Raw genomic sequence first — 14,722 nt, 5'->3', positions numbered from 1 at the left:
AGCCGGACATTATAGAGGATTGCCGGGCGTTCCCGCGCGCTGCGCACGGGTTTGACGGGCTTTCCGGCCGCTTCGGGCCGGCTGGCCGCAGCCGTTGCGCCGCCGCCGCGCCATTGGCTTTCCGGCCCCGTTTTTCCTTTGCCGTCATCAATCGGCCGCCATGCCGGCGGTCTTTTCCGTTTCCATGAGCAATCTGCCTGCCTCCTCCGCCTCCGCCGCGGCTTCCGCCCCCGCCGACACCCATGGCTTCAAGTCCGCGCTGTCGATCCTGCTGGGCGCCTCGGTATGGGGCATCGCCTGGTTTCCCTACCGCGTGCTGGCCGCCTGGGGCCTGGGCGGGATGACGGCGGCGGCGCTGGTGAGCGCGGTGGCGGCGCTGATCGCGCTGGTGGCCTTTGCCCGTCACCTGGGCGGGCTGCGCTGGTCCTGGCTGTTCGTGGCGATCGGGCTGGCGGCGGGCGTGACCAATGCCGGCTTCGTCTGGGGCAGCGTCAACGGCCATGTGATGCGCGTGCTGCTGCTGTTCTACCTGACGCCGGTGTGGACGGCGCTGTTCGCGCGCCTGTTCCTGGGCGAGAAGCTGTCGGCCGCCGGCCTGCTGCTGGTGGCGCTGGCCTTGTCCGGCGCGGGCCTGATGCTGTGGACGCCGGAAGTCGGCCTGCCGCTGCCGGCCAGGGCGGCGGAGTGGTCGGGGCTGGTGGGCGGCATGGGGTTCGCGGTCAACAACGTGCTGTCGCGGCGGGCCGGCCAGCTTTACCCGGAGATGGACGCGCGCCTGCGCACGGTCATGGTCTACCTGGGCTGCACCGCGGTCGGGCTGCCGTGCGCGCTGTGGCTGGAGCCCGGCGGCGTGGCGCTGGCGCCGGCGATCGGCTGGGGCGGGCTGGCGCTGGTGCTGGGCCTGGCGGCCACCCTGGTGGCGAGCAATTCGGTGGTGCAGTACGGGCTGCAGCGCCTGCCGGCCAATCGCGTATCGCTGCTGATGCTGTTCGAGATCGTGATCGCGGCGGTGTCCTCATGGTGGCTGGCCACCGAGACGCTGAGCTGGAAGGAAGCCGCCGGCGGCCTGTGCATCGTGGCCGCCGGCGCCTTGTCGGGGCTGGTGCACCGCGCGCGGCGCGGCGAGGAGGGCGCCGGCGGCTGCGCCTTGCAGCCGCAATAAAGCGCGGCAGGGCGGACGCGGGGGGGGGGGGGGGTACGCGCGGCTACGCGCGGTTACGCTCAGTGCAGCATCGCGCGCGACACCACCGCCACCAGCGGCTTGCGGATCGCGCGCTCGATGCCGGCGTGCAGGTCCAGCGGGCGCAGCAGCATCTTCACGGTCATCTCGATCGGCAGGTTGCGCCGGATCACCGCGCTGACGCGCGAATTGAGCCGGCGCACGTCCTTCTGCGGAATGTCCTCGGTGCCGCGCTCGATGCGCAGCACATTGCGCAGCGCGATCTCCGCGTCCTCGTTCTTGATTTCCAGCAGGCGCCGCACCAGCGCGCCCAGCACGCGCCAGCGGCCAAGCCGCTCGACGCCGTTGAAGGCATTGAAGTAGCGGTAGAAATGCTTGTAGTGGCGCACCTCGTCGTTGGCGATGCGGCGCGTCAGGTCGCGCAGCACCGGTTCGTCGCTGGCCTGCTCGAGCGAGCGGTAAAGCGCGGCGGTGCCGGTCTCGACCACGCAGCGCGCGGCCATTTCCAGCGCCTCGGACGGCTCGAAGTTGTCGACCGAGCAGGTATGGCGGTATTCCTCGAAGAAGCGCGCGTAGCCGCGCTCCCAGTCGAATTCCGGCCACACGTGCTCCACGTAGCGCCGCAGCGCCAGGCCGTGCTGCAGTTCCTCGGCCTCCCAGTGCTCGGCCAGCCAGCCCGAGGCTTCGGGGTTGGCGGCGTAATAGCTGGCGAGGTTGCCGGCGTAGGTGTCGGAGCCGCTTTCGACGAAGGAGGCGGACACCAGCAGGTAGAACAGTTCGCGGTCCGGGCGCACGCGCGCCACGTCGATGGCGGCGAAGTCGATCTCGCCGAGGGACCAGGGCATCCGTTTCCTGGCATCGCCGGCGGCAGGGCCGGGCACGCTTTCGTCTGAATTCGCCGGAATAGAGGCGGTCATGCTGAACACTCCCAGGAGAAGCACGGAGCAGGGCTCCGCATTGGGCCGGAGACGCCGTTTGCGTCACCTGCCCGCGGGACAGGGGTTGGCTGCAATGGGCATCAGGGATCACGCTGACTATGGAGAGACTAGCACTAACCCTTAGAAGTTTCCCGCCGCTTGCGCGCCGTACGCTGCCGCCGCCTACAGGAAACCGGCGGCAAACCCATGACAAGCAGGCGCCGGGCGCGCAATGCCTGCTCTGAGTGTAGGGCGCAGACCGCACAAAGTGAATCGGAAGGGGCGCAAAGTTGCAGTGGAAACCGGCCTTTCGCGCATCCCCGAAAGCGACCGGGCGCGCGGGGGGCGATGGTATGATTAGCGCCAACTATCGGGCACAAGAGCCCGGCGCTGGCCCCACGCGGCACGCGCCGCCCGCCTCTGCGCTGGCCCGCCTTTCCTGAACGCTGCAATACCCTAGATACCCCACGACCAACCGTGCGACTGTCCTCGATCAAACTGGCGGGCTTCAAGTCCTTCGTCGATCCCACCAATTTTCAAGTGCCCGGCCAGCTGGTCGGCATCGTCGGTCCCAACGGCTGCGGCAAATCGAACATCATCGATGCGGTGCGCTGGGTGCTGGGCGAGTCACGCGCTTCCGAGCTGCGCGGCGAGTCCATGCAGGACGTCATCTTCAACGGCTCGACCGCCCGCAAGCAGGCCGGGCGGGCCAGCGTGGAGCTGGTGTTCGACAATCCGGACGGCCGCGCCGCCGGGCAATGGAGCCAGTACGCCGAGATCGCCGTCAAGCGCGTGCTCACGCGCGACGGCACTTCCTCGTACTACATCAACAACCAGGCGGTGCGCCGGCGCGACATCCAGGACATCTTCCTGGGCACTGGCCTGGGCCCGCGCGCCTACGCCATCATCGGGCAGGGCATGATCTCGCGCATCATCGAGGCCAAGCCCGATGACATGCGCATCTTCCTGGAAGAAGCCGCTGGCGTGTCCAAGTACAAGGAACGCCGCCGCGAGACCGAGAACCGCCTGTCCGACACGCGCGAGAACCTGACCCGCGTCGAGGACATTCTGCGCGAGCTCGGCGCCAACCTCGAAAAGCTCGAAGGCCAGGCCGAGGTGGCCCAGCGCTTCAAGACCCTGCAGGCCGACGGCGAGGAAAAGCAGCACCTGCTGTGGCTGCTGCGCAAGCGCGAGGCGCAGGCCGAGCAGGAACGCCACCAGCGCGCCATCGAACAGGCCCAGATCGAGCTGGAGGCGCAGACCGCGCAGTTGCGCCACGTCGAGGCCGAGCTGGAAACCATGCGGGCGGCGCATTACGCGGCATCCGACAATATGCACAGCGCGCAGGGCGCGTTGTACGAGGCCAACGGCGAAGTCAGCAAGCTCGAGGCCGAGATCCGCTACGTGGTCGAGTCGCGCAACCGCGTGCAGGCGCAGATCGCCGCGCTGAGCGCGCAGCGCGAGCAGTGGCAGGGCAAGTCCGAGCAGGCCACCGACGGCCTGGCGCAGGCCGAGGAAGAACTGGCCGTGGCCGAGGGCCGCACGGTGGAGGCGCAGGAAGCCGTGGCGCACAAGACCGACGAGCTGCCCACGCTCGAAGCCCAGTGGCGCGATGCCCAGGCGCTGTCCAACGAGCAGCGCGCCAGCATCATGCAGGCCGAGCAGGCGCTCAAGCTCGAAGCCGCGCAGCAGCGCAGCGCCGACCAGATGCTGCAGCAGCTCGAGCAGCGCCGCGAGCGCCTGTCCGGCGAGGAAAAGGGCCTGGACCGCCCCGACGAAGTCCGCCTCGAGGAACTGCGCGCCGAACTGGCCGAGCAGGAAGCCGTGCAGGAAGAAACGCAGGCGATCCTGGCCGACGCCGAGGAAAGCGTGCCGCGCCTGGACGCCGAGCGCCGCGCCGCGCAGGAGCGCGTGCAGAGCGAAGCCGCCGCCATCGCCGCGCTGGAAGCGCGCCTGTCCGCGCTCAAGCAGCTGCAGGAAAGCGTGCAGACCGAAGGCAAGGTGCAGCCGTGGCTGGAAAAGCACGGCCTGGCCGAGCTGCCGCGCCTGTGGAAGAAGCTCCATATCGAGCCGGGCTGGGAAAACGCGCTGGAATCCGTGCTGCGCGAAAAGCTCGCCGCGCTGGAAGTCTCCAACCTGGACTGGATCAAGTCCTTCCTGTCCGACGCGCCGCCGGCCAAGCTGGCTTTCTATTCGCCGCCGCCGGCAGCGCGCCCGCAGGACACCCCGGCCGGCCTGCGCCCGCTGATGGCGCTGGTGCAGATCACCGAGCCCGGCATCCGCGCCGTGATGCAGGACTGGCTGGCCGACATCTACACCGCCACCGACATGGCCCAGGCCATGGCCGCGCGCGCCACGCTGCCCGAGGGCGCCAGCTTCGTGGTGGCCGAGGGCCACCTGGTGGGCCGCAGCTCGGTGCAGCTGTACGCCGCCGATTCCGAGCAGGCCGGCATGCTGGCGCGCGAGCAGGAGATCGAGAACCTGCAGAAGCAGGCGCGCGCGCAGATGCTGCTGTCCGACGAGGCCAAGAGCCAGGCGGTGCGCGCCGACGCGGCCTACACGCATGCCAGCGCGCTGCTGATCGACGCCCGCAGCCGCAGCGAGCAGGCCACGCGCCGCGTGCACGCGCTGCAGATGGACGTGCTCAAGCTATCGCAGGCAATGGAGCGCTACTCCGCGCGCAGCGGCCAGATCCGCGAGGAACTGGAAGAAATCCGCGCGCAGATCGAGGAGCAGCGCGCCATCCGCGCCGAATCCGAAGCCAGCTTCGAGCAGCACGACGCCGCGCTGGCCGAGATGCAGGCTACCCACGAAGACCACCAGATGGCCTTCGAGGCGCTCGACAGCAAGCTGTCGTCGGCCCGCCACCAGCTGCGCGATTTCGAGCGCGCCGCGCAGGAAGCGCTGTTCGCCGAGCGCAACCTGGCCAGCCGCATCGAAGAGCTGCGCCGCAATATCCAGACCGCCGCCGACCAGTCCGAGCGCCTCGAGCAGTCGCTCGAGGACGCGCGCGCCGAGCTGGAGACCATCAACGAGCAGACCGCCCATACCGGCCTGCAGGAAGCGCTGGAGCGGCGCGCCGAGAAGGAAGAGAAGCTCCAGGCCGCGCGCACCGAGCTCGATGCGCTGTCGGCGCAACTGCGCCAGTTCGACGACCAGCGCCTGGCCGCCGAGCGCAGCCTGCAGCCGCTGCGCGACCGCATCACCGAATACCAGCTCAAGGAACAGGCCGCGCGCCTGAACCAGGAGCAGTTCAGCGAACAGCTCGCCACCGCCGAGGTCGACGAAGCCGCGCTGGCCGAGAAGCTCACGCCGGACCTCAAGCCGTCCTACCTGCAAGGCGAGGTCACGCGCCTGAACAACGCCATCAACGCGCTCGGGCCCGTCAACATGGCCGCGCTGGACGAACTGGCCGCGGCGCGCGAGCGCAAGACCTTCCTCGATGCGCAGTCGGCCGACCTGCTCGACGCCATCACCACGCTCGAAGACGCGATCCACAAGATCGACCAGGAAACGCGGGCCATGCTGCAGGGCACCTTCGACCAGGTCAACCACCACTTCGGCGAGCTGTTCCCGTCGCTGTTCGGCGGCGGCCAGGCCAAGCTCATCATGACGGGCGACGAGATCCTCGACGCCGGCGTGCAGGTGATGGCGCAGCCCCCGGGCAAGAAGAACTCCACCATCCACCTGCTGTCGGGCGGCGAGAAGGCGCTCACCGCCATCGCGCTGGTGTTCGCCATGTTCCAGCTCAACCCGGCGCCGTTCTGCCTGCTCGACGAGGTGGACGCGCCGCTGGACGACGCCAACACCGAGCGCTACGCCAACATGGTGGCGCGCATGTCGGACAAGACCCAGTTTGTCTTCATTTCCCACAACAAGATCGCAATGGAAATGGCACACCAGCTGATCGGCGTGACGATGCAGGAACAAGGCGTGTCGCGCATCGTCGCGGTGGACATGGACGCAGCGATCTCGATGGCGGAGGCAGCATGACGCTACAGACTGCCCTCATCGTCGCAGGCGTGGTCCTGCTGCTGCTGGTCGTGGCCTACAACCAGTGGCAGATCCGCAAGGCGCGCCGCCCGCGCGCGCTGCAGCCCGAGGACGACCTGCCGCCGATGCGCGAGCCGGTGGTCAGCCCGTCGGTGACGCCGGAAGTCCACGCCAAGCTGCACGAGCCGGCGGCGGACCGTCCGCCCGAGCGGCGCGAGCCCACGCTGTCGGCCTCGCCGCTGGACGCGGCCTCGGTGGCCGCGGGCATGGCGGCCGCCTCGGCGGGTTCGGCCGACGCCGACGAGAGCCTGGCGGACGAAGTCGCGCTGGCCGCGTCGCCGGCGGCCGGCAAGGCCGCCGAGCGCAAGCCGGCCGATCGCGCCGGTGATCGCGCCGGTGATCACGCAGGTGAGCGCGCAGGTGAGCGCGCAGGTGAGCGCGCCGACGATCACGCCGGCGCGCAAGGGCACGCCGCGGACGCGGCGCCATCGGGCGAACCGGCGCAAGCGGCCGAAGCGTCCGCCGCAGCCCGGGCAGACGTGCAAGCACACGCGCAAGCCGGTTCCCGGCGCGAGCCGCTCCAGCCCGAGCCGCTGGTGCCCGAAGGCCAGCCCGCGCCGGCCGTGATCGACCCGCTGATCGACTGCATCGTGCCGCTGCACCTGGAGCGCAAGCAATCGGGCGACCGCATCCTGCCGCTGACCGGCCGCCTGCGCCGCGCCGGGACCAAGCAAGTGCACCTCGAAGGCCTGCGCGCCGAGGCCAATGCCTGGGAAGCCGTCACCGCCGGCCACCAGTACGAAGACCTGCAGGTGGCGGTGCAACTGGCCAACCGCGGCGGGGCGCTCAACGCGCTGGAATTCTCCGAGTTCGTCAATGCGGTCGAAGCGCTGGCCGAGGCGCTCGATGCCTCGGCGGAGCTGCCCGACATGACCGAGACCGTGGCCAACGGCCGCGAGCTGGACGCCTTCGCCGCCAGTTGCGACGTGCAGCTCGGCGTCAACGTAATTTCCGACGGGGCGCCCTGGTCGGCCGCCTACGTGCAGACCGTGGCCACCCAGGACGGCCTGGTACTGTCGCGCGACGGCACCCGCTTCACGCGCTACCAGGCGGGCCCGGACGGCGTGCAGCGCGCGCTGTTTACGCTGCAGTTCGGCGACACCAACTTCCTGCGCGACGATCTCACGGCCAAGGCCGGGCGCCAGATCACGCTGCTGCTCGACGTGCCGTCCGCGGCACAGGCCACCAAGCCGTTCAAGACCGTGTGCGAATACGGCTACAGCCTGGCGCAGCGCATGGGCGCACAATTGGTGGACGACAACATGCGTGCGCTGAGCGAGGCCTCCTTCGTCGCCATCTTCGGCCAGTTGCAGGCGCTCTACGACAAGCTCGACGCGCGCGGCATGCCCGCCGGCTCGCCGGTGGCGCTGCGCCTGTTCAGCCTGTGATATTTGTCCGCTGATCGGCAGCGGGTCCGGAAACACAATATGAGTCCCAAGCAAGACGGTGCGGCGGCGCAAGCCCCCGCGCCTGCCGGCGATCCCGCCGCGCGCGCCGCATGGCTGCGCGCCGAGCTCGAGCGCCACAACTACCGGTATTACGTGCTCGACGAGCCGTCGATTCCCGATGCGGACTACGACGCGCTGTACCGCGAGTTGCAGGCCATCGAGGCCGAACACCCCGACCTGCTGACGCCCGACTCGCCCACCCGGCGCGTGGGCGGCCAGCCGCTGTCGGCCTTTGCCACGGTGCGCCACACGGTGCCGATGCTGTCGATCCGCACCGAGACCGACACCGAAAGCACCGGCGCCGAGGCCTTCGACGCGCGCGTGCGCCGCGAACTGGGCCTGGGCGAGGGCGACGCGCCGGTGGAATACATGGCCGAGCTCAAGTTCGACGGCCTGGCGCTGAGCCTGCGCTACGAGGACGGCCTGCTGGCGCGCGCCGCCACGCGCGGCGACGGCAGCAACGGCGAGGACGTCACCGCCAACGTCAGGACCATCAAGAGCATCCCGATGCGGCTCAAGGGCGATGCGCCGCCGGTGCTGGAGGTGCGCGGCGAGGCCTATATGCGCCGCGACGATTTCGACCGTCTCAACGCGCGCCAGCGCGAGGCCGGCGAGAAGATCTTCGTCAACCCGCGCAACACCGCCGCCGGCGCGATCCGCCAGCTCGACCCGGGCATCACCGCCCAGCGCCCGCTGCGCTTCTTCGCCTACGGCCTGGGCGAGACCGCGGGCTGGGACATTCCGCCCACCCACAGCGGCATGCTGGACGCGCTCGAGGCGTTCGGCCTGCCGGTCAACAAGGACCGCCGCGTGGTGCGCGGCGCGGCGGGGCTGGTGGCCTTCCATCGGGAAATCGGCGAACGCCGCGAGGCCCTGCCGTTCGACATCGACGGCGTGGTCTACAAGGTCAACCGCCTCGACCTGCAGCGCCGGCTCGGCTTCGTCTCGCGCGAGCCGCGCTGGGCCGTGGCGCACAAATACCCGGCGCAGGAGCGCACCACCACCGTGCTCGGCATCGACGTGCAGGTGGGCCGCACCGGCGCCATCACGCCGGTGGCGCGGCTGGCGCCGGTGTTCGTCGGCGGCGCCATGGTGTCCAACGTCACGCTGCACAACCAGGACGAGATCGAGCGCCTGGGCGTGCTGATCGGCGACACCGTGATCGTGCGGCGCGCCGGCGACGTGATTCCCGAGGTGGTGGCGGTGGTCGCCGAGCAGCGCCCGCCCGGCCTGGACCCGGCGGCCGGGCCGCTGCCCGAGCCGTACCGCCGCTTCGTCATGCCGGACAAATGCCCGGTGTGCCAGTCGCACGTGGTGCGCGAGGAAGGCGAGGCGGTGGCGCGCTGCACCGGCGGGCTGACCTGCAAGGCGCAGCGCAAGGAGTCGACCCGGCATTTCGCCGCGCGCCGCGCGATGGACATCGAAGGCCTGGGCGAGCGCCATATCGACAACCTCATCGAGTTCGAGCGCATCGCCAGCGTGGCCGACCTGTACCGCCTGAAGCTCGAGGATTTCCTCGACGTCAAGCGCCTGGCCGACGAGCGCGACGGCGTGGTGCCCGAGACCGTGGCGCAGGGCAAGATCGCCACCAAGTGGGCCGAGAACATCCTGGAAGGCATCGCCGCCAGCAAGGAGCGGCCGCTGGCGCGCTTCCTGTTCGCGCTCGGCGCGCGCCATGTCGGCGAGTCCACCGCCAAGACCCTGGCCGACTGGCTGGGCCGGCTGGCCTGGGTGCGGCGCGCGCCGCTGCCGCTGCTGCGCGTGCTGCCGGACGTGGGCGAGGTGGTGGCCGAGTCGATCTACGAGTTCTTCAAGGAGCCGCGCAACGAGACGGTCATCGACGAGCTGTTGCGGTATGGCGTGGTGCCGGTCGAAGCCGGCCGCCCGCTGCCCGCGCTGGCCGACAAGCTCGCGCTGCCGGTTTTGCTGGCGGCGCTGGGCGTGCCCAAGCTCACGGCGCTGCGCGCCGAGCAGCTTGCGCAGGACCTGGACAGCCTGGACCAGTTTGCCGATGCCAGCCCCGAATGGCTGGCCGAGCGCAAGCTGCCGGCCGACGCGCTGGCCTCGCTGCAGGAGTTCCTCGAGCGCCCGGGCACGCGCGCGCAGCTGCGCGAGCTGTCGGCGCTGCGCGCCGAGCTGCTGGCCGAACTGCCCGCGCCCGGCGAGGCCGCGCAGTCGCCGCTGGCCGGCAAGACCTTCGTGCTGACCGGCTCGCTGCCGACGCTGTCGCGCGACGAAGCCAAGGACATGCTGGAAGCCGCCGGCGCCAAGGTGTCCGGCTCGGTATCGAAGAAGACCGATTTCGTGGTGGCCGGCGCCGAAGCCGGCAGCAAGCTGGAGAAAGCGCTTTCGCTCGGCGTCACGGTGCTCGACGAGGCCGCGATGCTGGCGATGCTTCCCGGCGCCGCCAATGCAGCAGAACCCAAGGGAGAACAATCATGATCCGCGACATTCTCAAGATGGGCGATCCGCGGCTGCTGCAGGTGGCACGCCCGGTCACGCGCTTCAACACGCCGGAGCTGCGCACGCTGATCGACGACATGTTCGACACCATGGACCACGCCAACGGCGCCGGCCTGGCCGCGCCGCAGATCGGCGTGGACCTGCAGGTGGTGATCTTCGGCTTCGACCGCAATCCACGCTATCCGGACGCGCCGACGGTGCCCAAGACCGTGCTGATCAACCCGGTGCTGACGCCGCTCGGCGACGAGCAGGAAGAGGGCTGGGAAGGCTGCCTGTCCGTGCCCGGGCTGCGCGGCGTGGTACCGCGCTATACGCGCCTGAAATACACCGGCTTCGACATGATGGGCGCGCCCATCGAGCGCGTGGCCGAGGATTTCCACGCGCGCGTGGTGCAGCACGAATGCGATCACCTGCAGGGAATCCTGTATCCGATGCGGGTGCGGGACTTCACGCGCTTCGGGTTTACCGAGGTGCTGTTTCCCGAGTTGCCGCCGAACAGCGACGACTGAGCGGAAAATCTCGGCTTCCCCGCAGACCGCCGTTTGTCCCAGGTTTGCTCCCCGCTCGCGGGAGGGGGCCGGGGTGAGGGGCCGGGGGCTGGCGAATGCTGCCGTGCTGGACAAAACCATCGGGTTCGCTTGAGCCAGTTCGGGCGGCGCGGGCGTCTCTGTCGGCTTCGCTCATTGCGCCGGACACCACAATGGGCGGGGCCAACGTCCTCGGTCCGGCCAGGCCCCGGCCCGCCGCATTTTCATATTTTATAGATATGGAAATGCTATTTTCCATATATTTTACCTTCGCCTCGCACGGTGCTACCGTCTCGCTCCACATCCCGGGCCATTCCAACCGGGAGCATTGGAGGAGACAAGATGAAGACCGTTCGTTGCGGCCGCGCATTGGCGCGGCCCGTATGGATTGCGGCCCTGTCGGCCAGCTTGCTGCTGGGCGGCTGCGGCGGGGACGATGCCGCCAGCGCCGGCGCGGCCACGCCGGGCGGCGCGCCGGGCAACGGCTCGCCCGCCACGCCCGTGGAGCCCGGCGCGCCGTCGCTGTCGCCGCAGGATGCCTGCACGGCGCTGGCCAGCGCCACGCTGCCCGCTTCCGCGCTGGCGTTGTCGAATGGCGGCGTGCAGGTGTCCTCGGCCTCGCTGATCGCCGCCGACGCCGCCGGCAACACGCTGGGCGAGTACTGCGCGGTGCGCGGCCAGATCCTGCCCGTGGACGCCAGCGCGCCCAACATCAACTTCGCCCTCAACCTGCCCACGGCCTGGAACGGCAAGGCCATCCAGTTCGGCGGCGGCGGCTTCGACGGCAAGCTGATCGACGGCACCGAGACCGTGCGCTTCGCGCTGCCGGACGACCCGGCGCCGCTGGCGCGCGGCTACGCCACCTGGGGCGACGACTCCGGCCACCAGAGCGGCAGCATCACCGATGGCACCTTCGCCGCCAATGACGAGGCGCTGGCCAACTACGGCGGCGACACCCTCAAGAAGACCCACGACGCCGCGCTGGCGCTGCTCAGGCAGCGCTATGGCCGCGCGCCGGACCGCGCGTATTTCCTCGGCACCTCCACCGGCGGGCGCGACGCGCTGAGCTATATCCAGCGCTGGCCGGCCGACTACGATGGCGTGATCGCCAACGAGCCGGCGCTCAACTACACCGGCACGCGCCTGTCGAACGTGGCGGTGGGCCGCGCGCTTTACCTCAACGGCGGCGCGGGCTGGCTCAACATCAACAAGACGCTGCTGGTGCAGGGCGCGGCCATGGCGGCCTGCGACCGGCTCGACGGCGCGGCCGACCAGGTGGTCAGCAACGTGGAAGGCTGCCGCGTGGGCGCCATGCAGGTGCTGGCCAGCCTGCGCTGCCCGGGCGGCACCGATGCCGGCGACACCTGCCTGTCCGATGCGCAGATCGATACCGTCAAGACCATCGAGAACCCGCTGCAGCTGAGCTACCCGATCGCCAACGGCGTGACCGTGGCGGGCGGCTACAACCTGCTCGAGGGCGCGCTGGTGGCGGGGCCGTTCACCACGCGCGACCTGGGCACGCGGCCGGTGCCGGGCAATCCGGCCACCACGGCGGACGCCAACGTCTACCTGACCGGCGACCAGTGGGTGAAGTACTTCGTCACGCGCGTCGCCAACTTCGACTCGCTCACCTTCGACCCCGCCAGCCCGGGCGCCTACACCGCGCGCGTGCAGCAGGTCTCGGCGCTGACCGACGCCACCAACCCGGACCTGTCCGGCTTCCTCGGCCACGGCGGCCGGCTGATCCTGCTGCACGGCCTGGCCGACGAGGTGATCAGCCCCAACTCCACCATTGCCTGGTTCCAGGCGGTGACCGGGCGCGTGGGGCAGGCCGCGGTGGACCAGGGCATCCGCTTCTACACGGTGCCCGGCATGGGCCACGGCACCGGCAGCTTCCTGCCGGCATGGAACTCGCTGACCGCGCTGGAGAACTGGGTGGAGCAGGGCGTGGCCCCGGGCACGCGCACGGTGATGGACACCAACGCGCAGACCTACGGCCGCACGCGGCCGCTGTGCCAGTATCCCTCCTGGCCCAAGTACAAGGGCTCGGGCAGCCTCGATGCCGCCATCAACTACAGTTGCGCCGGCAGCAGCGGGCCGCCGCAGTCGTGCCTGAACCTGCCCTCCGCGGTGACCAGCTACAAGGGCGGCAACATGCTCGGCGAGGAGCTGACCGTGCGCCTCGACCCGGCCACGCTGGCCTACACCGTGACCATCGACGCCAGCCTGCAGCGCGCCGGTGGCACCGTGCGCAGCGGCACGCTGGTGGCGCAGGGCGGCTGCACCTTCTCCAGCGCCGAGAACGGAGCCTTGTTCACGCTCACCGGCGGCGGCGTCATGCTGGGCGGCGTGGCCAATGCCACGGGCGCGGGCTTCGCGCCGCTACTGGCCTTCCAGAACGTCAGCAGCGACTACAAGGCGGTGGCCGACATCTACAACGTCAACGGCATCCAGTACGCTGTGGCCGGCGGCGCGGCCAGCGCCGTGAACGGTTCGGCCCGGCTGCGCTCGTCGGCGGCAACCTGGCAGACCTGCGCGGACCCGGTCACCGGCGGCTTCATCACCTACGACGCGGGCTGCAGCGCGACCACCAAGGGCTATATCGCCTGGAACAGCGGGCGCAACGCCTTCGACTACTTCGTCGGCGGCTCGCCCACCGCGGGCGGCGGCACGCTGAGCGGCTCGCTGATCAGCGGCATGGTCAATGGCAAGCCGGTGCCGCTGGTGCTGACGCGCTCGGCCACCGCCTACGGCATGCACTTCTACGCGCCGCAGCCACCCACCTTGCCGCTGGCCGCGGGCGCCGCGGATGGCGCCTATCGCGTGAGCGTGAGCGACGGCACGCAACTCAACGCCGACCTGGCGGGCCTGGCCATCACGCGCGGCAGCGCCAGCGGCACGCTGACCTACAACCAGCCGGTGCTGGGCGTGATCGGCGCGGCCGGCGCGGTGAGCGGGGCCTATACGGTGAGTGGCGGGGTGTTGTCCGGCACCGGTGCCGGCAGCTTCGAGCTGGGCTTGCTGTACTGAGCCATGCCCGCGCCGAAGCCGGCCGCGCCGCGCCGCGGGTGCCCCGGGTGCCTCAGGCGTTCGCGGCCGGCTTGCCGCGGCGGCGGTAGCGCGCCGCGGTGCGGTGGGTCAGCGCGACCAGCGCTGCGCAGGCGGGATTGTCGTCGTTCTCGCGGTAGGCCAGCGTGAGCGGCGCGCGCAGGCGGTCGGTCTCCTGCATCGGCAGGTAGGCCACGCCGTGCGGGTTGAGCCCGGCCATCGAGGCCGGCACCACGCTCACGCCGGCGCCGGCCGCCACCAGGTTGAGGTTGCTCAGCATGCGCTCGACTTCCGCGCCGATGCGCGGCGTGAAGCCGAGCTGCTCGCACACGTTGAGCAGGTCGCCGTACATGCCCGGCGCGCCGGGACGGCGCACCAGGATGAAATCGTCCGCGGCCAGCGCGCGCAGCGAGACCGGGCCCTGCGCCGCCGCGCCGCGCTGGCGCAGCAGCGGATGGTCCAGCGGCAGCGCGATCACCATTTCCTCTTCCAGCAGCAGATCGAAGCGCAGGCCGGCCGGGCGTTCCACCGGCGCGCGCAGCAGCGCCACGTCCAGGTTGCCCGAGGCGAGCTGCTCAGTGACTTCGGCGGCATTGCTTTCGCCCAGCTTGAGCGCGATGCCGGGATGCTGGCGGCGGCACGCGCGCAGCACCTCGGGCGTGAGCTTGTGGGCCGCGGCCGAGCTGGTGAAGCCGACCGAGAGCGAGCCTTCCTCGCCGCGCGCCATGCGCTGCATGCGCTGGCGCGCCTGCTCCAGGCGCGCGAAGATGTCCAGCGCGTCGGTGCGCAGCGCGCGGCCGGCGGCGGTCAGCGCCACGCCGCGCGGCTGGCGTTCGAACAGGATCACGCCCAGCTCGGTTTCCAGCGCCTTGAGCTGCTGCGAGAGCGGCGGCTGCTGGATGCCGAGCTGCTCGGCGGCGCGCGTGATGTGGCCGGTTTCGGCCACGGCAAGGAAATAGCGGAGGTGTCTCAGTTCCATGGCCGGCTCCTGGCGGGCAGGCGTAAATCCCGATGCCTGTTCATATTTTAATAATATGGTTTAGTAAAAATACATATATTTTACATCTGGCATGGCGTGGCCTAGGA

General features: G+C 70.3%; 8 protein-coding genes. 6 read left to right on the top strand and 2 right to left on the bottom strand.

What is annotated here, in order from left to right; all coding sequences use genetic code 11:
* Positions 1–184 precede the first annotated feature (184 nt).
* Positions 185–1,162, top strand: coding sequence for a DMT family transporter (locus ACKI2N_RS10590; RefSeq protein ID WP_420998276.1), 978 nt, complete (start codon positions 185–187; stop codon positions 1,160–1,162).
* Positions 1,163–1,221: 59 nt separating this feature from the next.
* Here ACKI2N_RS10590 and ACKI2N_RS10585 read toward each other — a convergent pair whose 3' ends face one another.
* Positions 1,222–2,025, bottom strand: coding sequence for a ferritin-like domain-containing protein (locus ACKI2N_RS10585; RefSeq protein WP_420998275.1), 804 nt, complete (start codon positions 2,023–2,025; stop codon positions 1,222–1,224).
* A gap of 549 nt (positions 2,026–2,574) precedes the next feature.
* On the opposite strand from ACKI2N_RS10585, the gene smc reads away from it, so the two are divergent.
* The 5 genes from smc to ACKI2N_RS10560 all read left to right on the top strand — a co-directional run bounded on the left by smc (position 2,575) and on the right by ACKI2N_RS10560 (position 13,618).
* On the top strand, positions 2,575–6,090 hold the full coding sequence (gene smc, locus ACKI2N_RS10580) for a chromosome segregation protein SMC (protein ID WP_420998274.1): 3,516 nt from the start codon (positions 2,575–2,577) through the stop codon (positions 6,088–6,090).
* Positions 6,087–7,538: a cell division protein ZipA C-terminal FtsZ-binding domain-containing protein gene (locus ACKI2N_RS10575; protein WP_420998273.1), complete on the top strand. Its 1,452-nt coding sequence runs from the start codon at positions 6,087–6,089 to the stop codon at positions 7,536–7,538. The genes smc and ACKI2N_RS10575 overlap by 4 nt, the downstream gene beginning before the upstream one ends.
* Positions 7,539–7,577: 39 nt before the next feature.
* On the top strand, positions 7,578–10,040 hold the full coding sequence (gene ligA, locus ACKI2N_RS10570) for an NAD-dependent DNA ligase LigA (protein ID WP_420998272.1): 2,463 nt from the start codon (positions 7,578–7,580) through the stop codon (positions 10,038–10,040).
* Entirely contained in the window at positions 10,037–10,570 is a 534-nt protein-coding gene (gene def / locus ACKI2N_RS10565; RefSeq protein ID WP_420998271.1) for a peptide deformylase, read from the top strand. The genes ligA and def overlap by 4 nt, the downstream gene beginning before the upstream one ends.
* 360 nt (positions 10,571–10,930) lie before the next feature.
* Positions 10,931–13,618, top strand: a complete 2,688-nt coding sequence (locus ACKI2N_RS10560; protein WP_420998270.1) for a tannase/feruloyl esterase family alpha/beta hydrolase — start codon at positions 10,931–10,933, stop codon at positions 13,616–13,618.
* 52 nt (positions 13,619–13,670) lie between these two features.
* On the opposite strand, the gene ACKI2N_RS10555 is transcribed toward ACKI2N_RS10560, so the two are convergent.
* A complete protein-coding gene (locus ACKI2N_RS10555; RefSeq protein ID WP_420998269.1) occupies positions 13,671–14,615 on the bottom strand; it encodes a LysR family transcriptional regulator in 945 nt (314 codons plus the stop codon).
* Positions 14,616–14,722: the final 107 nt, after the last annotated feature.

Source organism: Cupriavidus sp. 30B13, from assembly GCF_049059565.2.
GTDB lineage: Bacteria > Pseudomonadota > Gammaproteobacteria > Burkholderiales > Burkholderiaceae > Cupriavidus.
This window is presented reverse-complemented; position numbering and strand designations above follow the sequence as displayed.